The sequence below is a fragment of the Actibacterium sp. MT2.3-13A genome (genome assembly GCF_018139985.1).
In the GTDB taxonomy this organism is placed as follows: domain Bacteria; phylum Pseudomonadota; class Alphaproteobacteria; order Rhodobacterales; family Rhodobacteraceae; genus JAGSOU01.
This window is the reverse complement of the sequence record NZ_JAGSOU010000014.1, coordinates 62370-83385: the sequence shown is the minus strand read 5'-3', so window position 1 is coordinate 83385 and position 21016 is coordinate 62370. Positions and strand designations below refer to the sequence as shown.

16 protein-coding genes are annotated in these 21016 nt (G+C 68.0%); 9 read left to right on the top strand and 7 right to left on the bottom strand.

Annotation, left to right across the window (positions count from 1 at the left end; translation table 11 throughout):
* Positions 1-304: 304 nt before the first annotated feature.
* Positions 305-1471: a M20 aminoacylase family protein gene (locus KCI33_RS13315; RefSeq protein ID WP_212525291.1), complete on the top strand. Its 1167-nt coding sequence runs from the start codon at positions 305-307 to the stop codon at positions 1469-1471.
* Positions 1472-1593: 122 nt separating this feature from the next.
* Here the strand turns inward: KCI33_RS13315 and moaA are convergent, their stop codons facing one another.
* A complete protein-coding gene (gene moaA, locus KCI33_RS13310; protein WP_212525290.1) occupies positions 1594-2601 on the bottom strand; it encodes a GTP 3',8-cyclase MoaA in 1008 nt (335 codons plus the stop codon).
* A gap of 165 nt (positions 2602-2766) precedes the next feature.
* On the opposite strand from moaA, the gene KCI33_RS13305 reads away from it, so the two are divergent.
* Positions 2767-4365, top strand: a complete 1599-nt coding sequence (locus KCI33_RS13305; RefSeq protein WP_212525289.1) for an AMP-binding protein — start codon at positions 2767-2769, stop codon at positions 4363-4365.
* Between the two features lie 90 nt (positions 4366-4455).
* Here KCI33_RS13305 and KCI33_RS13300 read toward each other — a convergent pair whose 3' ends face one another.
* Genes KCI33_RS13300 through glmU form a run of 3 tightly spaced genes read right to left on the bottom strand, consistent with a single transcriptional unit; the run spans position 4456 to position 8320 of the window.
* On the bottom strand, positions 4456-5136 hold the full coding sequence (locus KCI33_RS13300) for a DNA alkylation repair protein (RefSeq protein WP_212525288.1): 681 nt from the start codon (positions 5134-5136) through the stop codon (positions 4456-4458).
* Positions 5133-6962 (bottom strand): glutamine--fructose-6-phosphate transaminase (isomerizing), encoded by a 1830-nt coding sequence (gene glmS / locus KCI33_RS13295; RefSeq protein ID WP_212525287.1) that lies wholly within the window; start codon positions 6960-6962, stop codon positions 5133-5135. Before glmS ends, KCI33_RS13300 begins: the two co-directional genes overlap by 4 nt.
* Entirely contained in the window at positions 6962-8320 is a 1359-nt protein-coding gene (gene glmU, locus KCI33_RS13290; protein WP_212525286.1) for a bifunctional UDP-N-acetylglucosamine diphosphorylase/glucosamine-1-phosphate N-acetyltransferase GlmU, read from the bottom strand. Before glmU ends, glmS begins: the two co-directional genes overlap by 1 nt.
* Positions 8321-8445: 125 nt before the next feature.
* On the opposite strand from glmU, the gene KCI33_RS13285 reads away from it, so the two are divergent.
* Complete coding sequence (locus KCI33_RS13285; protein WP_212525285.1) at positions 8446-9114, top strand: HAD-IA family hydrolase; 669 nt, start codon at positions 8446-8448, stop codon at positions 9112-9114.
* 131 nt (positions 9115-9245) lie between these two features.
* Positions 9246-10445: a DegT/DnrJ/EryC1/StrS family aminotransferase gene (locus KCI33_RS13280; protein WP_212525284.1), complete on the top strand. Its 1200-nt coding sequence runs from the start codon at positions 9246-9248 to the stop codon at positions 10443-10445.
* A gap of 177 nt (positions 10446-10622) precedes the next feature.
* Here KCI33_RS13280 and KCI33_RS13275 read toward each other — a convergent pair whose 3' ends face one another.
* Genes KCI33_RS13275 through KCI33_RS13265 form a run of 3 tightly spaced genes read right to left on the bottom strand, consistent with a single transcriptional unit; the run spans position 10623 to position 14125 of the window.
* The gene (locus KCI33_RS13275) at positions 10623-12050 is read right to left on the bottom strand and encodes a TrkH family potassium uptake protein (protein ID WP_212525283.1); all 1428 of its coding nucleotides are present in this window, start codon (positions 12048-12050) and stop codon (positions 10623-10625) included.
* 11 nt (positions 12051-12061) lie between these two features.
* Positions 12062-13396 (bottom strand): TrkH family potassium uptake protein, encoded by a 1335-nt coding sequence (locus KCI33_RS13270; protein WP_212525282.1) that lies wholly within the window; start codon positions 13394-13396, stop codon positions 12062-12064.
* A 3-nt stretch (positions 13397-13399) separates the two neighbouring features.
* The gene (locus tag KCI33_RS13265) at positions 13400-14125 is read right to left on the bottom strand and encodes a TrkA family potassium uptake protein (protein ID WP_249139056.1); all 726 of its coding nucleotides are present in this window, start codon (positions 14123-14125) and stop codon (positions 13400-13402) included.
* A gap of 558 nt (positions 14126-14683) precedes the next feature.
* On the opposite strand from KCI33_RS13265, the gene KCI33_RS13260 reads away from it, so the two are divergent.
* From KCI33_RS13260 to KCI33_RS13240, 5 genes are all read left to right on the top strand, one after another.
* Positions 14684-15847 carry an isovaleryl-CoA dehydrogenase gene (locus KCI33_RS13260; RefSeq protein ID WP_212525281.1) on the top strand — a complete coding sequence of 388 codons (1164 nt, stop codon included), beginning with the start codon at positions 14684-14686 and terminating at the stop codon, positions 15845-15847.
* A gap of 43 nt (positions 15848-15890) precedes the next feature.
* Positions 15891-17495 carry a carboxyl transferase domain-containing protein gene (locus KCI33_RS13255; RefSeq protein WP_212525280.1) on the top strand — a complete coding sequence of 535 codons (1605 nt, stop codon included), beginning with the start codon at positions 15891-15893 and terminating at the stop codon, positions 17493-17495.
* Positions 17496-17560: 65 nt separating this feature from the next.
* Complete coding sequence (locus KCI33_RS13250) at positions 17561-19513, top strand: acetyl/propionyl/methylcrotonyl-CoA carboxylase subunit alpha (RefSeq protein WP_212525301.1); 1953 nt, start codon at positions 17561-17563, stop codon at positions 19511-19513.
* Positions 19510-20169 (top strand): glutathione S-transferase family protein, encoded by a 660-nt coding sequence (locus tag KCI33_RS13245; protein WP_212525279.1) that lies wholly within the window; start codon positions 19510-19512, stop codon positions 20167-20169. The genes KCI33_RS13250 and KCI33_RS13245 overlap by 4 nt, the downstream gene beginning before the upstream one ends.
* The gene (locus KCI33_RS13240; RefSeq protein WP_212525278.1) at positions 20162-21013 is read left to right on the top strand and encodes a hydroxymethylglutaryl-CoA lyase; all 852 of its coding nucleotides are present in this window, start codon (positions 20162-20164) and stop codon (positions 21011-21013) included. Before KCI33_RS13245 ends, KCI33_RS13240 begins: the two co-directional genes overlap by 8 nt.
* Positions 21014-21016 lie beyond the last annotated feature (3 nt).

Here is a 21016-nt window from a genome sequence, read left to right as displayed (position 1 = left end):
TGTGGCGTCGAAATTTGCCCCGGCGCCGCGATTTCCCGAAGTGTGACCAAGATTCGCGCATGCGGCAAGACATTACTCGGCGGAAGGGCAAAGATTTTGACCAAGCGGTCAGTTGCGAGGCAATTCCACTTGACCTCTGCTCGATGCCGCAGCACCTTTCGCCTGAGCGCAGGGGCCCGGCAGGCAAAGCGTTTGCATCAAGCTCTTGATATCGCAAGATCTTCAAGGGGCCTGCCCGCCGGCCGCCCCCGAACCCCACTCACACATCGCCCGCACAGCGGGCCGCCAGACCACGGAGTCCCCGATGCCAGTCAAGAACCGCCTAGCCGAAATGCAGGATGAAATCGCCGCCTGGCGGCGCGACTTCCACGAGCATCCCGAGCTGATGTTCGACACGCGGCGCACCGGCGCCCGCGTCGCCGAACTGCTGCGCGCCTTCGGCTGCGACGAGGTGGTCGAGGGCATTGCCCTGACCGGCGTGGTCGGCGTGATCAGGGGCAAGACCGACAGTTCGGGCAAGGTGATCGGGCTGCGCGCCGACATGGACGCGCTGCCGATCCTAGAGGCGACCGGGGTCGAATACGCCTCCAAGACGCCGGGGGCGATGCATGCCTGCGGCCATGACGGGCACACCGCGATGCTGCTGGGGGCCGCGAAATACCTCGCCGAGACGCGCAATTTCGACGGCACGGCCGTGGTCATCTTCCAGCCCGCCGAAGAGGGCGGCGGCGGCGGCAAGGTGATGTGCGACGAGGGCATCATGGAGCGCTTCGGCATCCAGGAGGTCTATGGCATGCACAACTGGCCGGGCCGCCCGGTGGGCAGCTTCGCGATCCGCCCCGGCCCGTTCTTCGCCGCCGCCGACCAGTTCGAGATCGAGGTCGAGGGCAAGGGCGGCCACGCCGCCAAGCCGCATGAGACGGTGGACAGCACCGTGGTCGCCAGCCACATGGTGATCGCGCTGCAGACCATCGCCAGCCGAAATGTCGATCCGGTGGAGCAGGTGGTGGTCTCGGTCACCTCGTTCGAGACATCGTCGAAGGCGCATAACGTGATTCCGCAGAAGGTGAAGCTGCGCGGCACGGTGCGCACCCTGAACGCCGCTGTGCGCGATCTCGCCGAAAAGCGCCTGACCGAGATCGCCGAGGGCACGGCCGCGATCTTTGGCGCGGTGGCGCGGGTGGATTACCAGCGCGGCTATCCGGTGATGATCAACTCCGAGGCGCAGACCGGCTTCGCCGCCGAGGTGGCCCGCGCCGTCTCGGGCGATTGCGACGAGAATGCGCCGCTGATCATGGGCGGCGAGGATTTCGCCTATATGCTGGAGGAGCGTCCGGGCGCCTATATCCTGGTGGGCAACGGCGACACCGCGCCGGTGCATCACCCGCAATACAATTTCAACGACGAGGCGATCCCCGCCGGCTGTTCCTGGTGGGCCGAGATCATCGAGCGCGGGATGCCCGCCGCCTGAGGCGGCGCTCGCCTGCGACATCCGCCTGGGGCGCGCGCGCGAGCACATGCGCCGCGCGTCCCGGCCCGTGAAGGGCGCGGCACCCGGTGTTTGAACGAGGTCGGTGCCCCCGGCAGGGCTTGTCAGCCGCCGGTGTGGCTCATGTGGCGCGAGACCTGGCCATCGGCGCGCTGGCGCGAATAGTCGAAATCATGGCCCTTGGGCTTCAGCCCGATCGCCTTGTGAATGGCCTCGATCAGCGGGCCGTCGTCGCCCGGATGGGCGCGCAGCGCCTCGCGCAGGTCGGCCCTGTCCTCCTGCCCGAGGCACATGTAAAGCTCGCCGGTGCAGGTCATCCGCACCCGGTTGCAGCTTTCGCAGAAATTGTGGCTGAGCGGCGTGATGAAGCCGATCTTCTGGCCCGATTCCTCCAGCCGCACATAACGCGCCGGCCCGCCCGATCGCTCCACCAGGTCCGTGACGGTATACTCCGCCTCCAGCTCGTCGCGCACGTCCTTGACCGACCAGAACTGCCCGACGCGGTCCTCGTTGCCGAGATCGCCCATCGGCATGACCTCGATGAAGGTCAGGTCCATGTCGCGCTCGGCGCACCAGCGCACGATGTCGAACAGCTCATCCTCGTTGAAGCCCTTCAGGGCGACGACGTTGATCTTGACCCGCATCCCGGCCTTTTGCGCCGCGTCGATGCCGCGCAGCACCTGGGGCAGGCGGCCCCAGCGGGTGACGCGGGCGAATTTCTCTTCGTCCAGAGTATCGAGCGACACGTTCACCCGGCGCACGCCCGCGGCATACAGCTGATCGGCGAAGCGCTCCAGCTGCGAGCCGTTGGTGGTCAGCGTCAGTTCCTTCAGCGCGCCCGAATCCAGGTGGCGGGACATCGACTCGAAGAAGGACATGATCCCCTTGCGCACCAGCGGCTCGCCGCCGGTGATGCGCAGCTTCTCCACGCCGAGGCCGATGAAGGCGGAACACATCCGGTCCAGCTCCTCCAGCGTCAGAAGCTCCTTCTTCGGCAGGAAGGTCATGTTCTCGGCCATGCAATAGACGCAACGGAAATCGCATCGGTCGGTGACCGATACGCGCAGATAGGTGATGGCGCGGGCGAAGGGGTCGATGAGCTGCGGTGTCATAGCGCAGAAAGTAGGGGCGCCGGCCGCCCGCGGCAAGCGCGATTTGCCGGGATGCGGGGCGCGGCGCTGCGGCGGCCGCGATGTTCCGCCCCCGGTGGGCGGCTTGACAGTGGCGGCGCGCGGGTCGACAACTGAACGCGTGTTCATTTCCAAGGGAGGGAACGGATGAACCGCCGCCTGATCGCGCAACCCGGGACCTGGGAGGAGATGCGCGCCGCGTTCCGCTGGGACATTCCCGAGCGCTTCAACATCGCTGAGGCCTGCTGCGACAGCTGGGCGCGCGAGGTGCCCGACAAGGTGGCGCTGATCGACGCCTCGGACGGCGACCGGCGCTGGAGCTACGCCGAGCTGAAGGATGCCTCCGACCGGCTGGCCAGCGTGATGGCGGACGCCGGCGTGGGCAAGGGCGACCGGGTGGCGGTGCTGCTGCCGCAGGGGCCTGCGGTCCTGATCACCCATTTCGCGGCCTACAAGCTGGGCGCGGTTCTGTTGCCGCTTTTCGCGCTCTTCGGGGACGACGCGCTGCGCTACCGCCTGTCGGACAGCGGCACCAGGCTGGTGGTGACCGATGCCGGCGGGGTGGAGAAGCTCGACGGCATCCGTGCCGACCTGCCGGACATGGCCGAGGTCCTGTCCATCGACGGTGGCGCGCGCGACTTCTGGGCGGAAATCGCCGCCGCCCAGCCGCTGCCGCGCCCCGAGGACACCGCCGCCGACGATCCGGCGGTGCTGATCTACACCTCGGGCACCACCGGCCCGCCCAAGGGCGTGCTGCACGCGCACCGCTTCCTTCTGGGGCATCTGCCCTCGATCGAACTGCACCACCGATTCTTCCCGCAAGACGGGGACTGCGGCTGGACCCCGGCCGACTGGGCCTGGATCGGCGGACTGATGGACCTGGCCATGCCCTGCCTCTATCACGGCGTGCCGCTGGTCAGCCTGCGGATGCGCAAGTTCGACCCGGCCGAGGCCTGGGCCCTGATCAAGCGTCTGAAGATCCGCAACCTCTTCCTTCCGCCCACCGCGCTGAAGCTGATGCGCCCCGCGCCGGTGCCCGAGGGGGTGGAGATCCGCTCCATCAGCTCGGGCGGCGAGAGCCTGGGCGCGGAGCTGCTGGAATGGGGGCGGCAGGCGCTGGGGGTGGAGATCTCCGAGATCTACGGCCAGACCGAGTGCAACATCTTCATCATCTCGGTGCCCGGGCTGATGGCGACGCGCCCCGGTTCGATGGGCCGCCCGGTGCCGGGGGCGGATGTGGCGATCCTCGATGGTGAGGGGCAGCCCGTCCCGCCCGGCGAGGTGGGCGAGATCTGCATCCGGCGCGGCACGCCGGTGATGTTCCTGGAATACTGGGGCCTGCCCGAGAAGACGGCCGAGAAATTCCATGGGCCCTGGCTGCGCACGGGCGATCTGGGCGTCTGCGACGAGGGCGGTCTCTACACCTACGTCGCGCGGGATGACGACGTGATCACCTCGGCGGGCTACCGGATCGGGCCGTCTGAGATCGAGAACTGCCTCGTCGGCCATCCTGACGTGGTGATGGCCGCCGTGGTGGGCGAGCCCGACCCGCTGCGCACCGAGGTGGTGGTGGCCCATGTGGTGCTGCGCGAGGGCGCGGAGTGGGAGGGGCTGGAGCAGGAACTGATCCAGCGGGTGCGCGACCATGTCAGTCCGCACCTGGCCCCGCGCCGGGTGGACCGCCACGACAGCCTGCCGATGACGGCCACCGGCAAGATTCTGCGCCGGGCGCTGCGGCCGAACTAGCCTTCGCCGCCGCTGGAATATGTCCGCCCGGAGCGCGCCGGGCCGGGCGCTGCCCTCTGTTGGTGTTGAGAGGGCAAGGGTATCGGCGCCTCAGTCCAGATACTTCCCGGCTTCGCGGCGGGCGAAGGGTTTCATGCGCCCGCCATGTTCCTCAAGAAAGGCCCGCGTGCGCTCGGGGTCGTGTTTCGACAGCTCCCGAAGCCACCACGCGACGGCCTTCTGGATGAACCATTCCGGGTCATCGACATAGCCGGCGGCCCAGCCCAGCACGCGGTCGCGGATCTCCAGATCGCGCGGCTTGGGGTGGTTCTGCTTGGTCCAGGGCAGGGTCATCACCAGCGCCGCGCGCCGGGTCCAGAGATTGTCGGAGCGCGTCCAGCCCTCCAGTTCCTCAACGCGGGCGGGATCGGCCAGCAGGCGTTTCTGCCCGGCGACGGCGGCGTGATCGGCGACGGCCCAGGCGTCGAACTCGGGCACCCAGGCCTTGATCAGCGCCCAGGCGGCGCCGTCGTCGGGGCGGATGCGGGCCTGGGTCAGCAGCTTCGCGGCCGCGATGCGGGCCTCGTGGATGTCGGTCTCCCACAGGCCCTGCGCCAGCGCCAGACGCTCCTCCAGCGTCAGCGCCTGCCGCCATTCGCGCGCCAGCCGGTCGATCACCGGGTTGGCCACGCCCAGATAGGGGCGGTCCACCTTGTGATAGGCGGCCATTTCGGCGGGTTTGCCCGGCTCGGCCTCGGCGCGCAGGGCGGAGAGGGCCTCCTCGACCGTCATTCCACGGTTACCGATTTCGCCAGGTTGCGCGGCTGGTCCACATCCGTGCCTTTCGCCACCGCCGTGTGATAGGCCAGAAGCTGCGCGGGCAGGGCGTAGAGGATGGGGGCGAACATGTCCTCCACCTCGGGCAGAACGATGCGGCGCCAGACCCCGTCGCCCGCGGCCGCGGCGCCCTTGGCGTCGGTGATCAGAACCACCTTGCCGCCGCGGGCCATGACCTCTTCCATGTTCGACACGGTCTTGTCGAACAGCCGGTCGCGCGGCGCGATCACGATCACCGGCACATGTTTGTCGATCAGCGCGATGGGGCCGTGCTTGAGTTCGCCAGATGCATAACCTTCGGCGTGTATGTAGCTGATTTCCTTGAGTTTCAATGCCCCTTCAAGCGCCAGCGGGAACATCTCGCCACGGCCCAGGAACAGCACGTCGCGGGTCTCGGCCAGGCGGCGGGCGACGGCCTCGATCTCCTCGCCGAGGCCCAGCGTGATGTTCATCAGCCCCGGCAGGTTGCGCAGGGCCGACAGCCGGTCGGCCAGGTCGTCGGCGGTGATTTCCGCGCGCGCCTGCGCCGCCTTCAGCGCCAGCAGCGCCAGCACCGTCAGCTGGCAGGTAAAGGCCTTGGTCGAGGCCACGCCGATCTCCACCCCGGCATGGATGGGCAGCGCCAGGTCGCTTTCGCGCGCGATGGAGCTTTCGGCGACATTCACCACCGAGACGATGCGCGCGGCCTTGCCTTTCGCATAGCGCAGCGCGGCCAGCGTGTCGGCGGTCTCGCCCGACTGGCTGACGAAGATCGCCAGCGTGCCCGCGGGCACGGGCGGCTCGCGGTAGCGGAATTCCGAGGCGATATCGACATCGACGGGCAGGCGGGCGATCTGCTCGAACCAGTATTTCGCGGTCAGGCAGGCGAGGTAGGCGGTGCCGCAGGCCACCATCGAGATGCGCTGCACCCCGGAGAAATCGATGCCGTCGCCGGGCAGGGCGATCTCCTGTCCGCTGGCGCTGAGGTAATGGGACAGCGCATCGGCCAGCACCACCGGCTGCTCGGCGATCTCCTTGGCCATGAAATGCTTGTGCCCGGCCTTCTCGACGCGCGTGGCCTCGATCTGGATGGTGCGGGTCTCGCGCGTGACCTGGTGGCCTTCGGCGTCGTAGATCCGGGCGCCCTCGCGGGTGACCACGGCCCAGTCGCCCTCTTCGAGATAGGTGATCCGGTCGGTCATCGGCGCCAGCGCAATGGCATCCGAGCCGACATACATCTCGCCCTCGTCCTCGCCGTGGCCGATGGCCAGCGGCGAGCCCTTGCGCGCGGCGACCAGCAGGTCCTCCTCGCCCTCGAAGAGGAAGCACAGGGCGAAGGCGCCCTCCAGCCGGGCGATGGTGCGCTTGGCGGCCTCGCGCGGGCTCAGGCCCCGCGACAGGTAGTGCTGCGCCAGCAGGGCGATGGTCTCGGTGTCGGTGTCGGTCTGGAAATCGATGCCCTCGGCGGCGAGCTCGGCGCGCAGCTCGCGGAAATTCTCGATGATGCCGTTGTGCACCACGGCCACGGGGCCGGCGCGGTGCGGGTGGGCGTTGGCCACGGTGGGCGCGCCGTGGGTCGCCCAGCGGGTGTGCCCGATGCCGGACTTGCCGCGCAGCGGCTCGTGCACCAGCAGGTCCGACAGGTTCACCAGCTTGCCCACCGCCCGGCGCCGGTCGAGCCGGCCGTCGTCCAGCGTGGCGATGCCGGCGCTGTCATAGCCGCGGTATTCCAGCCGCTTCAGCGCCTCGACGATGATCGGCGCGACCTCATGGGTGCCCAGAACCCCGACGATACCACACATTATTCGGCCTCTTTCTGCTGCTGCCGCGCCTTGGCGGCCCTGAGTTTCTCGAAGAAGCGCCGGGCGAGGCCGGGCTTGACCTCCTGCCGGGCGCGGGCCAGCGCCAGCGCGCCGTCGGGCACATCCTGCGTGATCACCGAGCCCGAGGCCGTCATCGCCCCGTCGCCCACCCGCACCGGGGCCACCAGCATCGTGTTCGACCCGATGAAGGCGCGCGCGCCGATCTCGGTATGGTGCTTGAACACGCCGTCGTAGTTGCAGGTGATGGTGCCGGCGCCGATATTGCTGGCCTCCCCGATATGGGCGTCCCCGATATAGGACAGGTGGTTGGCCTTTACACCCTCGTCCAGCACGGCGTTCTTGATCTCTACAAAATTGCCCACATGCACGTCCTCGGCCAGTTCCGCGCCGGGGCGCAGCCGGGCATAGGGCCCGACCACCGCCCCGCGCGAGACATGGCAGCCCTCGAGATGCGAAAACGCCCGGATCCGCGCGCCGGTCTCCACCGTCACGCCGGGACCGAAGACGACGTTCTGCTCGACCACGGCGTCGCGGCCGATCACCGTGTCATGGGCGAAATGCACCGTCTCGGGCGCGACCAGCGTCACACCGTCCTCCAGAGCCGCGGCGCGGGCGCGGGCCTGGAAGGTGGCCTCGGCGGCGACCAGTTCGGCGCGGGTGTTCACGCCCAGCGTCTCGGCCTCCGCGCAGCGCACCACCCCGGCCGACAGGCCGCGGGCGCGCGCGATCTCCACGATGTCGGGAAGGTAGTATTCGCCGGCGGCATTGTCGTTGCCCACCGCCGCGATCAGCGAAAACAGCGTGTCGCAATCGGCCGCCACCACGCCCGAGTTGCACAGGCGGATGGCGCGTTCCGCGTCGCTCGCGTCCTTGAACTCAACGATGCGGACCAGCGCCTCGCCCTCGGTCACCAGCCGGCCGTAGCGGCCGGGATCGGCGGCCTCGAAGCCCAGCACCACCACGTCATGCGTCCTGCGCGCCTCGGCCATCGCCTCCAGCGTCTCGGGCCGGATGAAGGGCGTGTCGCCGTAGAGCACGACCGCGTCGCCGGCGAACCCCTCCAGCGCGGCGCGCGCCTGCGCCACCGCATGCGCGGTGCCCAGCTGCTCCTCCTGCTGCACGACGACGGCCTCGGGGTCATGTTCGCGCGCCGCGGCGTCCACCGCGTCCGCGCCGTGACCGGCGACCACCACCACGCGCTCGGGCGCCAGCGCCCAGCCGGCCTGCATCGCATGCGCCAGCAGCGGCGCGCCTGCGACCTCGTGCAGGACCTTCGGCAGGTCCGAGTTCATCCGCGTGCCCTGGCCCGCGGCCAGGATGATCAGTGCTGTCGGCATGCGCGCCCCTTTTCTTCCGTCGCCGCACCTTTTATCGGGGTGGGGGCCGTCCGCAAGGGCGGCGCGGATCAAAAGGCGTTTCGCCAGATTTCATCCATCGGCGGAAAGACGCCAAGAGGGGACATATGCGCACGGTCATCTTCGATCTCGACGGCACGCTGGCCGACACCAGCGGCGACCTGATCGCCGCGGCGAACGCCTGTTTCGAGGGCCTCGGCCTGGGCGCGCCTCTCGACCCGCGCGCGGACCAGCGCACCGCCTTCCACGGTGGCCGCGCCATGCTGCGGCTGGGGTTCGATCGCGTGCGCCCGGGCTGGTCGGAGGCCGATGTCGACGCGCAATTTCCCTTTCTTCTCGACCATTACGGCGCCCATATCGACCGATTCACCACGCTCTACCCCGGCGCGGTGGAGGCGGCGGAGCGGTTGCGGGCGGGCGGCTTCGCTCTCGGCATCTGCACCAACAAGCCCGAGGGGCTGGCCGAGACCCTGCTCGCGCGCCTCGGCGTGCGCGGCCTCTTCGCCTCGCTGGTGGGCGCCGACACGCTGCCCGTGCGCAAGCCCGACCCGGCGCCCTACCGCGCCGCGGTGGAACGCGCCGGCGGCAGCGCCGCGCGCTCCATGCTGATCGGCGACACCGAGACCGACCGCGCCACCGCCCGCGCCGCCGGCGTGCCCTGCGCGCTGGTCACCTTCGGCCCGGCCGGCCGCGCGGTGGCCGATCTCGCCCCCGAGGCGCTGCTCGACGACTACGCCGACCTCTACGACCTCGCCGGGGCCATCCTCGGCGACTGAGCCTTTCTTCTGGACTCAAATATCCCCGCCGGAGGCGGCGCAACGCCGGCGGGGCGCGTGACGCCAGGGCAGGGCCCGCCGCGATTGACCTTGCCCGCGCCGCGCCGCACTCTTCCGCCAACGGAGGCCCCATGCGCGAGACATTCACTGGCAGCTTCACCCAGCAGGAGCCGATCCCCGAAGAGGCGATCGAGGCCGCGGTCCGGGTGCTGCGCCACGGCCGGCTGCACCGCTACAACACCGCCCCCGGCGAGGTGGCGGAAACCGCGCTGCTGGAGGAGGAATTCGCCGCTTTCACCGGCGCGCGCTACTGCCTGGCCGTGGCCTCGGGCGGCTACGCGCTGGGCTGCGCGCTCAGGGCGCTGGGCGTGGGGCCGGGCGACGCGGTGCTGACCAACGCCTTCACCCTCGCCCCGGTGCCGGGCGCCATCGCCAGCCTCGGCGCGCGCTCCGTCTTCGTCGAGGTGACCGAGGGCCTGACCATCGACCCCGACCATCTCGCGCGCCGGATCGCGGAAACCGGCGCGCGGGTGCTGCTGCTCAGCCACATGCGCGGGCATATCTGCGACATGGACCGGCTGATGGCGCTGTGCGACGGCGCGGGGGTGCGGGTGGTCGAGGATTGCGCGCACACGATGGGCGCGGAATGGGGCGGCGTGCCCTCGGGGCGGCACGGGGTGATCGGCTGCTATTCGACCCAGACCTACAAGCACATGAACTCGGGCGAGGGCGGGCTGCTGGTCTCGGACGACGCCGATCTCATGGCGCGCGCGATCCTGCTGTCTGGCTCCTACATGCTCTACGACCGCCACCGCGCCGCGCCGCCGCCCGAGGTCTTCGAGACGCTGCGCTACGAGGTGCCCAACGTCTCGGGCCGGATGGACAACCTGCGTGCGGCGATCCTGCGCCCGCAGCTGAGGATCCTGCCCGAGCAGGTGGCGCGCTGGAACCGTCTCTACCGCGCGATGGAGGATGGGCTGGCCGAGACCCCGGGCCTGCGCCTGATCCCGCGCCCGGAGGCCGAGCGTTACGTCGGCTCCTCCTTCCAGTTCCTGCTGCGCGGCTGGCCGGCGGCGCGCGTGCGCGAGGTGGTCGCGCGCTGCGCCGCGCGCGGGGTTGAGTTGAAATGGTTCGGCGCGGCGGAGCCCGCGGGTTTCACCTCGAAATACGACCAGTGGCGCTACGCGGACCCCGCGCCGCTGGCGCGGACCGAGGCGGTTCTGGCGGGTCTTCTGGACCTGCGCCTGCCGCTGACCTTCAGCCCCGAGGACTGCGCCCTGATCGCCCGGATCATCCGCGCCGAGGTCGGCGCCGTGCATCAGGCCGGCTGACCGCTCGCCCGAAGGAGGACGCTGCGGCGTGCGCGCCCTTGCTGGGCGCGCGGATTGGCGCCCGCCGCCGGTTTCTCAAGTGTTTGGCCGGGAAGTGACCAGAGACCCGACTGCCCTCAAGTTCAGGGGTCCAGGCCACGGGCGCACAACGCGAGTGCAGAACTGCCCGGGCGGCCCTCAGTGACGGCCCCCGACCTCCCTCCAGAACAATCGGGTAAACAAGACAAAGACGGTGAACAATTCGAGCCGCCCGAGGAACATCCCGAAGAACAGCACCAGTTTCGCGGCATCGCTCAGGCTGGAGAAATTCCCAGCCGGGCCGATCACTGCGCCGACGCCAGGGCCGACATTCGCCAAGGCCGTGAGGGCCCCGCTGCTCGCAGATGCGATATCGAGACCCAGATAGGTCAAGACGACGGCCAGAATCCCGAAGGTCACGGCGTAAAGGACAAAGAAGGAAATAACGCCGCTCATCACATCATCCTCGACACGCCGTCCTTCGTAACGGATGGAAGTCACGACATTCGGCGAACCGATTTGCGTGATCAGCGCGCGCAGCGCGCGACCAAACAGAAGCCAGCGCATGGCCTTCGCGCCGCCCGCGGTGGATCCGGTGCAGCCGCCAACGGCAGTCAGCACGAAAAAAGCCGTGACGGCGAACGGCCCCCACAGCGTGTAGTCAGTCGTCGCGTAGCCCGTCGTTGTGACGACAGACACAACGTTGAACGCGACAAGCCGCAGCGCATCCAGCGGGTCGATGCCCTTTGTCAGGGTGAGCCATAGGGACATGACGCCGATCACGACCGCAAGGCTCCGGAGCATCGCGCTGACCTGTTCACTGCGGAGCGAGCCCCGGTAGACGCCCCGGATATACCACGCGAAAGGCAGCGCCCCGAGCAGCATGAACAGCGTGGCGGACCATTGCAGAAACGGGCTTTGAAAATGGCCGAAGGAGGAATCGTAGCCCGAATAGCCGCCGGTGGAGAGCGTCGTCATCGCATGGGTCACCGCATCGAAGAAACTCATGCCGCCTGCCATGTAGATCAACGCGCACAGAGCCATGAGACCGACGTATATTTGCAGCGAGGCCGAGGCAAAGAGCACCGCGCTTCGCAGTTCCTTCTCACCCTTGTCGGAGCTTTCGGTGCGGAACAGCTGCATGCCGCCGACCTTCATGATCGGCAGAAGTGCGATGCCGGTGACGATGAACCCGATTCCCCCGACCGCCTGCAGCAGCGCCCGCCACAAGATGATCCCGCGCGGGGTGGTGTCGAGGCCGGTCATCACGGTCGAGCCCGTGGTGGTGATGCCCGACATCGCCTCGAACAGGGCGTCGGCGGGGGAGAGGGACCACAGGTAGAGCGGCACGGCTCCTGCCACGGCCGCCGTCAGCCAGACCGAAGAGGTCAACACGAAGGTATGCAGCCGGTGGAGTTCGGGAAAGGATGACCAGGAAGACAGGCTCAGAAGGGTTCCGGTCAGGCCGACCAGCACGGCGGAAATGCCGAACACTTCTGCCGTGCCGTGAAAAATGATCGCATCGCCCCCCATCAGCGCCGCAAAGAACACGAGGACCAGACCGTTGATGAAGACGACGAAGTTCATGGAGCTTCAATTCATCCCAAGTAGACGCTGGCGGACGGATAGGCGATCCGCTGCACCGTCCTTGTCGCCAGAAGAAAGCCGAGCGTGAGCGGCCCCACCCGGCCGATGAACATGATGATCATCACGACGATGCGCCCGGCGAGATCCAGCTCCCCGGTGATCCCCCGAGAGAGGCCGACCGTTCCAAAGGCCGAAACCGTCTCGAAGGCGAGGTCGAGAAATTCGCCCTCGTGGAACAGGATCATCATGAACAGCGCGAAAAGGATCGTCAGGACGCTGACCATCGACAGGGCGAGAACCTTCATGATCTGATCCGCGCCGAGGCGGCGTCCGAACACATCGACGCTGGGCTTGCGGCGGAAGAATGCGACGGTCGCCAGGAGAAGCACGATGAAGGTCGTGACCTTGATGCCGCCGCCGGTGGAGGTGCTGCCCGCGCCGATCACCATCAGCGTCAAGAACATGAGCGTCGTGCCGTCGGCCAGCTCGCCGATATCGACCGTGTTGAAGCCGGCGGTCCGCGTGACGGAAGCCTGGAACCAGCTGGCCCAGAGGCGCGAGGGGACCTCCAGCGCACCGAGCGTCGCCGGGTTGTTCCACTCCATGGCGGCAAACGCCAGAGTGGACCAGGCCAGCAGCGCGGCCGTGCCCACCAGCATCAGCTTGGTATGGAGCGAGAACCCTCGCCAGCGGCGCACGCGGTAGATGTCGGCGGCCACCGTGAAGCCCAGCCCCCCCAGTATCAGGAGAGCAGAAACCACGATATTGACGACCGGATTGCCGACCCAGCGGGTAAGGCTCTCGGGAAACAGCGCAAATCCAGCATTGTTGAAGGCCGACACCGCATGGAACAGCGCCTGCCACAGGCCCGGCCCCCATCCGAACTCCGGCACGAAGACAAGCGCGAGAAGAGCCGCGCCGATCAATTCGCAGAGCAAGACGACCCGCAGGATCATTTTCGTCAGCGTCATGAGGTCGGTGGCCGATGTCTGGTTCAGGTCCTCGCGGAGATACAGGCGATGTGCAAACCCGACCGGCAGGCCCAGCATGGACAGGATCAGCACGGAAAAGGTCATCAGGCCAAGCCCGCCGATCTGTATCAGGAAGAGAATGACCATCTGCCCGAAGAATGTGAAATCCCCGCCTGTCTCCAGAACGGCCAGCCCGGTCACAGTCACCGCCGAGGTCGCGGTGAACGCGGCATCCGACCATGTAATGGGGGCCGTGGTTGAGACCGGCAGTCTGAGAAGAACCGCTCCTAGGACGTTAAAGGCCCCGTAGATCAGGATCAGGGCGACAGGGGGCGGCAGGTGGGGGGGGCGCCTTTTCGGATAGCTGCGCGCCATGGCTCAGCTCCCGCCGCGCAGGTCATCCCCGAAACTGCGCAGATCGGTCCGCCGCCCGAGCACCAGAAGCTTGTCGCCTTCCCGGAGTTCCAGGTCCCCGCTCTCGCAGGACAGGAACTGGCTGTCGCGCATCGCGCCGAGAGGACGAAGCTCGTATTTCTTGAAAATGGCGGCATCTCCGATCGGCTTGCCATCGAGTTGCGGCGGCACCCTCAGATCCACGACATGATAGCCGTTCCCGAGGCTTACATAGTCCCGCACCAAAGGGTTGTGCAGCATCTGCGCGATATGCTGGCCAATCTCCTGTTCGGGGAGGATGACGCGATCCGCGCCGAGCTTGGACAGAATGCGATGATGCGTGCGGCTCAATGCCTTCGCCCAGATCGTTTTCACGCCGAGCAACTTCACGTTCATCGTGCACAGGATGTTCGCCTCCAGGTCTTCGCCGATCGCCACGATGGCCACGTCATAGTTGCCGACGCCGGCTTCGCGCAGTGCCGCCTCGTCGCGCCCGTCGGCGATAATCGCTTCGGAGAGGGTGTCCGCCAGCCGGCTCACGTTCCGCTCATCGGTGTCGATCCCCAGAACCGGGTTGCCGAAGCGGGCGAGTTCGCTGGCGACAGTGCTGCCAAAAGTCCCAAGGCCGATGACGGCGAAACTGCGGGTTTTCAACGTTTTGGCCTTCCGGCTGTTGGCGACCGGCGAATGAAAAGCCGAAAACCCGAGCAATAACAATCCGGCGGCGACCCGATGCGCTGATTTTGGCCGAGGCTGCCCGGGAAACGCGACACCGAAGGGAAAGGGAAAGTCCGCACTGCGGCATGGTCGGCGCGAAGATTCGAGACCCAAGGCATCCGATGATCGCCTGTCCCGCACCCGGATATGCCGCTGGCGAAGAATGCGCCCGAAGGCCGGCCTGGGACGAGATCCCCCGATTCCGTGGCGGGATGGCACGTCCGCCAAGGGATCGTTCCGGCCGTTGCCGCATGGTGCCCAGCCCGTTCACGACGGTCTGCCGCAACCCGGCGAACGTCTCTTGGCGTCCAGGAAATCACGCCTTGGTTCGCTGATCCGCGTTCGGCGAGGCATGGAGCCTTGCGGCACTGTCCTGCGCATTTTCCTCTGAAAGTGCCTTTTGCGGCCCTTCCTGCGTGTTCCGCCATCCCTGAAATAAATTGTGTCAACCAACACTAACACGGATGCCGGGGGCATCTGCACTGTTGACCCGACTCGGCCGTTGCGGTTTAAAATGAACAAGCGTTCAATAATCCCGGGAGGGTAGGCACGATGTTCATGCATTCGATGAGGTTCGACCTGGGCGAAGAGGTGGAGGCGCTGCGCGACATGGTGCATCGCTGGGCGCAGGAGCGCGTCAAGCCGATCGCGGCGGAGGTCGACAGGACCAACCAGTTTCCCAACGAGCTGTGGCGCGAGATGGGCGAGCTTGGCCTGCTGGGCATCACCACGCCCGAGGAATATGGCGGCGCCGGCATGTCGTATCTGGCCCATGTGGTCGCGGTGGAAGAGATCGCGCGGGCCTCGGCCTCGATCTCGCTGTCCTACGGCGCGCATTCCAACCTCTGCGTCAACCAGATCAAGCTCAACGGCACCGAGGAGCAGAAGAAAAAATACCTGCCCGGGTTGATCTCGGGCGAACATATCGGGGCGCTGGCGATGTCCGAGGCTGGCGCCGGCTCCGACGTGGTGGGGATGAAGCTGCGCGCGGAGAAGAAGAACGGTTATTACACCCTGAACGGCACCAAATACTGGATCACCAACGGCCCGGACGCCGACACGCTGGTGGTCTATGCCAAGACCGACCCGGAGGCGGGCAGCAAGGGCATCACCGCCTTCATCGTGGAAAAGACGATGAAGGGCTTCTCCACCTCGCCGCATTTCGACAAGCTGGGGATGCGCGGCTCCAACACCGCCGAACTGATCTTCGAGGATGTCGAGGTGCCCTTCGAGAACGTCCTCGGCCAGGAGGGCAAGGGCGTGCGCGTGCTGATGTCGGGGCTGGATTACGAGCGCGTGGTGCTGTCGGGCATCGGCACCGGCATCATGGCCGCCTGCCTGGACGAGGTGATGCCCTATATCAGGGAACGCAAGCAGTTCGGCCAGCCGATCGGGAATTTCCAGCTGATGCAGGCCAAGGTGGCAGACATGTATACCAAGATGAACTCGGCCCGTGCCTATACCTACGAGGTGGCAAAGGCCTGCGACCGGGGCGAGGTCACGCGCCAGGACGCCGCGGCCTGCGTGCTCTATGCCTCGGAAGAGGCGATGGTGGTCGCACATCAGGCGGTGCAGGCGATGGGCGGCGCGGGCTTCATGAACGAGACGCCGGTTTCGCGCTATTTCCGCGACGCAAAGCTGATGGAGATCGGGGCTGGGACCAGCGAGATCCGCCGGATGCTGGTCGGCCGCGAACTGATGGGGGCGATGGGGTGATCCCCGGCGCCGCTGTCCGAAATCCCGGAAAGGCAGGTGGAAAATGAAACTCGGCAGTTCGGTTCTTCCCGGTTCCGAGACCTATCAGGCCAACCGCGCCGCGCATCTGGCGATGCTGGAGACGGTGGCCGGGGCCGCGGCGGCCGCCGCGCAGGGCGGCGGGGAAAAGGCGCTGGCCCGCCATGTCGGCCGCGGCAAGATGCCCCCGCGCGAGCGGGTGGCGAACCTGCTCGACCCCGGTGCGCCGTTCCTGGAGATCGGGGCAACGGCGGCCCATGGCATGTATGACGGCGCCGCGCCCTGTGCCGGCGTGATCGCGGGCATCGGCCGGGTCGAGGGGCAGGAGGTCATGGTGGTGTGCAACGACGCCACCGTGAAGGGCGGCACCTATTACCCGATGACGGTGAAAAAGCACCTGCGCGCGCAGGAGATCGCCGAGGAATGCAACCTGCCCTGCGTCTACCTGGTCGACTCGGGCGGGGCGAACCTGCCCCAGCAGGACGAGGTCTTTCCCGACCGCGACCATTTCGGCCGCATCTTCTACAATCAGGCGCGGATGTCTGCTGCGGGCATCCCGCAGATCGCCGTGGTGATGGGGTCGTGCACCGCGGGCGGGGCCTATGTGCCCGCCATGTCCGACGTCACCATCATCGTGAAGGAGCAGGGGACGATCTTCCTCGCCGGCCCGCCCTTGGTGAAGGCCGCAACGGGCGAGGTGGTCAGCGCCGAGGATCTGGGCGGGGGCGACGTGCACACGCGGCTGTCGGGCGTGGCCGATTACCTGGCCGAGGATGACGCGCACGCGCTGGCGCTGGCCCGCCGCGCGGTCAGTCACCTCAACCGCGAAAAGCCGCACACGGTGAAATGGGAAAGCCCCGAGGACCCCGCCTATGACCCCGAGGAGATCTTGGGCGTGGTGCCCGCCGACCTGCGCACGCCCTACGACATCCGCGAGGTGATCGCGCGGCTCGTGGACGGCTCGCGCTTCGACGAGTTCAAGCCGCGCTTCGGCGAGACGCTGGTCACCGGTTTCGCCCATGTGAAGGGCTGCCCGGTGGGGATCATCGCCAACAATGGCGTTCTGTTCTCCGAGGCCGCGCAGAAGGGCGCGCATTTCGTCGAGCTGTGCAGCCAGCGCGGCACGCCGCTGGTGTTTTTGCAGAACATCACCGGCTTCATGGTGGGCCGGAAATACGAGAACGAGGGCATCGCGCGGCATGGGGCCAAGATGGTGACCGCCGTGGCGACCACGAGCGTGCCCAAGATCACCATGCTGGTGGGTGGCTCCTTCGGCGCCGGGAACTACGGCATGGCAGGCCGGGCCTATCAGCCGCGCTTCCTCTGGAGCTGGCCCAACAGCCGCATCTCGGTGATGGGCGGCGAGCAGGCCGCCGGCGTGCTGGCCACCGTCAAGCGCGACGCGATCGAGCGGTCGGGCGGGACGTGGTCGGCCGAGGAAGAGGCCGCGTTCAAGCGCCCCACCATCGAGATGTTCGAGCGCCAGTCTCACCCCCTCTACGCCTCGGCGCGGCTGTGGGACGACGGCATCATCGACCCGCGCAAGAGCCGCGACGTGCTGAGCCTGAGTCTGTCCGCCGCGCTGAACGCGCCGATCGGGCCGACGCGTTTCGGCGTGTTCCGGATGTAAGACTTTTCGCCTCCGGCGGGAGTATTTTCGCCAAGAAGAAGGGGAGTGGCCCGCGCATGGCCAAGATGTTTCAGAAGATCCTGATCGCGAACCGCGGCGAGATCGCCTGCCGCGTGATCGAGAGCGCCCGCGCCATGGGGGTGCGGACCGTGGCCGTCTATTCCGATGCCGATGCCCGGGCGCGCCATGTGGCGCTGGCCGACGAGGCGCTGCATATCGGCCCGCCGCGGCCCGCCGAGAGCTATCTGAAGGGCGATCTGCTGATCGAGCTGGCGCGGCGGGCGGGGGCCGAGGCGATCCATCCCGGTTACGGCTTCCTGTCGGAAAACCCGGATTTCGTCGAGGCGGTGGAGAAGGCGGGACTGACCTTCATCGGGCCTTCGGCGCAGGCGATCCGGGCGATGGGGCTGAAGGACGCCGCCAAGAAGCTGATGGAGGAGGCCGGGGTGCCGGTGGTGCCCGGCTATCACGGGCAGAACCAGGACCCCGAGCACCTGTCGGGCGCGGCGGATGCGATCGGCTATCCGGTGCTGATCAAGGCGGTCGCGGGCGGCGGCGGCAAGGGTATGCGCAAGGTGGCGCGGGCGGCGGATTTCGCCGCCGCCCTGGAAAGCGCGAAGGGCGAGGCGCGCACGGCCTTCGGCAACGATGCCGTACTGATTGAGAAATTCGTGGAAAAGCCGCGCCATATCGAGGTGCAGGTCTTCGGCGACGGCAGCGATGCGGTGCATCTGTTCGAGCGCGACTGCTCGCTCCAGCGCCGCCACCAGAAGGTGATCGAGGAGGCTCCGGCGCCCGGCATGACCGCCGAGATGCGCGCCGCGATGGGCGAGGCCGCGGTGCGCGCCGCGCGCGCCATCGGCTACAGGGGCGCGGGCACGGTGGAGTTCATCGTGGATGGCTCAGACGGGCTGCGCCCCGACCGCTTCTGGTTCATGGAGATGAACACGCGGTTGCAGGTGGAGCATCCGGTGACCGAGGCGATCACCGGCATCGACCTGGTGGAATGGCAGCTGCGGGTGGCCGCGGGAGAGCCTTTGCCGCTGAAACAGGATGAGATCCGGCTCACCGGCCATGCCTTCGAGGCGCGGCTTTATGCCGAGGACGTGGAGAAGGGGTTCCTGCCCGCCACCGGCACGCTGAGCCATCTGCGGTTTGCGCCGGGCGCGCGGATCGACAGCGGGGTGCGGGCGGGTGACACGATCAGCCCGTTCTACGACCCGATGATCGCCAAGATCATCACCAGCGGGCCGACCCGGACGGTGGCGCTGTCGCGCCTGACCCGGGCGCTGGAGGCGACGGAGGTGGCCGGATCGGTCACCAACCGCGCCTTTCTCGCGGCGCTGACGCGGCATGCGGGCTTCGCCGCGGGTGACGTCGACACCGGGCTGATCGAGCGCGACCTCGGCGCGCTGGTGGTGCCGGCAGAGCCCGCCCCGCAGGTGATCGCCCAGGCAGCGCTGGAGGCGGCGGGGCTGACCTCGGCCGGCGATGCGATGACCGGGTTCACCCTCTGGGCGCCGGCTGCGCGACGGGTGGAATTGACCCACGGCGAGGCCGGGCTCGTGGCCGAGATCACCGCGCACGGGCCCGACCGGCACGTGGTGGACATCGGCGGCACGACGGTCGAGGCGCGGCGCGAGGGCGGGTTGTGGAGCTTCGACGGCGTCCGCGCGGCGCCCACGGCGCGCGCGGGCGATGTGATCAGCGTCTTTTCCGGGCCGGGCTTCCATTTCGCGCTGGCCGATCCGCTGGCCCGCGCCGCGCAGGGGGGCGCGGGCGGCGATCTGATCGAGGCGCCGATGCCGGGGCTGGTCAAGGCCGTGTTCGTGGCGCAAGGTGAGGCGGTCGCGGCGGGGCAGCCGCTGGCCGTGCTGGAGGCCATGAAGATGGAACATACCCTGACGGCGGGGCGCGACGGCGTGGTGGCCGAGCTGCTGGCCGAGGCGGGCGCCCAGGTCGAGGCCGGGGCCGCGCTGATCCGGCTTGAGGACGAAGAGGAGGAGGAGGCCGCATGATCCGCCTGCATCACTGCCCGCAGGCCCGGTCCTTCCGCACGCTGTGGCTGCTCCATGAGATGGGGCTGAAGTTCGAGACCGTGCGCCATGATTTCTTCGACGGATCGATGCGAAGCCCCGACTTCCTGGCGCTGTCGCCCGCGGGCCGCGTGCCCGCGCTGGAGATCGACGGGCGGGTGCTGTTCGAAAGCGGCGCCATCGCCGAATACCTGGTCGAGACCCGCCCGGTGGCGGGGTTGGGCCGGCTGCCGGGCGAGGAGGAGCGCGCCGACTGGCTGGAATGGCTGCATTTCGCCGAGACGATCGGCCAGCACCTCGCAAACCTGACCATGCACCACATCACGCTGCGCGAGGACTGGATGCGCAGCCCCACGGTGATGCGGCTGGAGGCCAAGCGTCTGGAAAAGGTGCTGGAGGTGATCGAGCGCGTGGTCGCGCGCCACGACTGGCTGCTGCCCTCGGGGTTTTCGGCGGTGGACACCAATGTAGGCTACGGCGTGATGATCGCGCGGCGCTTTGTGCCGCCCACGCTCTTGCCCGCGGTGGACGCCTATTACCAGCGGCTGGCGGCGCGGCCGGCCTTCCAGAAGGCGCTGGAGCAGGATGGCCCGGCGCAGATTTACACGCGCGATTTCTACGAGGTGCCCGATGTCTGAATATGTGGAAATTTTCGAGGTTGGCCCCCGCGACGGGCTGCAGAACGAAAAGCGCCTGATCCCGGCGGAGGAAAAGATCGCCCTGATTGACATGCTGTCGCAGGCCGGGTTCCAGCGCATCGAGGTGGCGAGCTTCGTCTCGCCCAAATGGGTGCCGCAGATGGCCGACGGGGCCGAGGTGCTGGCGGGCATCACCCGCGCGCCCGGCGTGGCCTATGCGGCGCTGACGCCCAACATGAAGGGGTTCGAGCGCGCGGTGGAGGCCAGGGTCGACGAGATCGCCATCTTCGGCTCGGCCTCGGAAGGGTTTTCCAAGGCCAATATCAACGCCAGCATCGAGGAAAGCCTGGAGCGTTTCAAACCCGTTCTGGAGGCCGCGCGCCATATCGACCTGCCGGTGCGCGGCTATGTCTCCTGCGTGACCGACTGCCCCTATGACGGGCCGGTGGCGCCCGATCAGGTGGCCAAGGTGGCCGAGGCGCTGTTTTCCATGGGCTGCTACGAGATCTCGCTGGGCGACACCATCGGCAAGGGCACGCCCGACAGCATCGCCCGGATGCTGCTGGCGGTGCGCGAGGCGGTGCCGGTGCACCGGCTGGCGGGCCATTACCACGACACCGGCGGCCGGGCGCTCGCCAATATCGACGCCTCGCTGTCGCTGGGGCTGCGGGTGTTCGACGCCGCCGTGGGCGGCCTCGGCGGCTGCCCCTATGCCGACGGCGCCACCGGCAACGTGGCGACCGAGGTGGTCGCGGCGCATCTGGAGGCGCTGGGCTACGAGACCAGGCTCGACATGGGCGCGATCGAGAAGGCCGCGCAGATGGCGCGGGCCATGCGGGGCTGAGGC

Excerpts from the sequence above, each read along its gene's own strand:
- KCI33_RS13255 (WP_212525280.1), top strand. The coding sequence starts at position 15,891 with ATGAAACTCGGCAGTTCGGTTCTTCCCGGTTCCGAGACCTATCAGGCC.
- KCI33_RS13315 (WP_212525291.1), top strand. The coding sequence starts at position 305 with ATGCCAGTCAAGAACCGCCTAGCCGAAATGCAGGATGAAATCGCCGCC.
- KCI33_RS13275 (WP_212525283.1), bottom strand. The coding sequence starts at position 12,050 with ATGAACTTCGTCGTCTTCATCAACGGTCTGGTCCTCGTGTTCTTTGCG.
- KCI33_RS13285 (WP_212525285.1), top strand. The coding sequence starts at position 8,446 with ATGCGCACGGTCATCTTCGATCTCGACGGCACGCTGGCCGACACCAGC.
- KCI33_RS13260 (WP_212525281.1), top strand. The coding sequence starts at position 14,684 with ATGTTCATGCATTCGATGAGGTTCGACCTGGGCGAAGAGGTGGAGGCG.
- KCI33_RS13245 (WP_212525279.1), top strand. The coding sequence starts at position 19,510 with ATGATCCGCCTGCATCACTGCCCGCAGGCCCGGTCCTTCCGCACGCTG.
- KCI33_RS13305 (WP_212525289.1), top strand. The coding sequence starts at position 2,767 with ATGAACCGCCGCCTGATCGCGCAACCCGGGACCTGGGAGGAGATGCGC.
- KCI33_RS13280 (WP_212525284.1), top strand. The coding sequence starts at position 9,246 with ATGCGCGAGACATTCACTGGCAGCTTCACCCAGCAGGAGCCGATCCCC.
- KCI33_RS13250 (WP_212525301.1), top strand. The coding sequence starts at position 17,561 with ATGTTTCAGAAGATCCTGATCGCGAACCGCGGCGAGATCGCCTGCCGC.
- KCI33_RS13240 (WP_212525278.1), top strand. The coding sequence starts at position 20,162 with ATGTCTGAATATGTGGAAATTTTCGAGGTTGGCCCCCGCGACGGGCTG.
- glmU (WP_212525286.1), bottom strand. The coding sequence starts at position 8,320 with ATGCCGACAGCACTGATCATCCTGGCCGCGGGCCAGGGCACGCGGATG.
- KCI33_RS13270 (WP_212525282.1), bottom strand. The coding sequence starts at position 13,396 with ATGGCGCGCAGCTATCCGAAAAGGCGCCCCCCCCACCTGCCGCCCCCT.
- moaA (WP_212525290.1), bottom strand. The coding sequence starts at position 2,601 with ATGACACCGCAGCTCATCGACCCCTTCGCCCGCGCCATCACCTATCTG.
- KCI33_RS13300 (WP_212525288.1), bottom strand. The coding sequence starts at position 5,136 with ATGACGGTCGAGGAGGCCCTCTCCGCCCTGCGCGCCGAGGCCGAGCCG.
- glmS (WP_212525287.1), bottom strand. The coding sequence starts at position 6,962 with ATGTGTGGTATCGTCGGGGTTCTGGGCACCCATGAGGTCGCGCCGATC.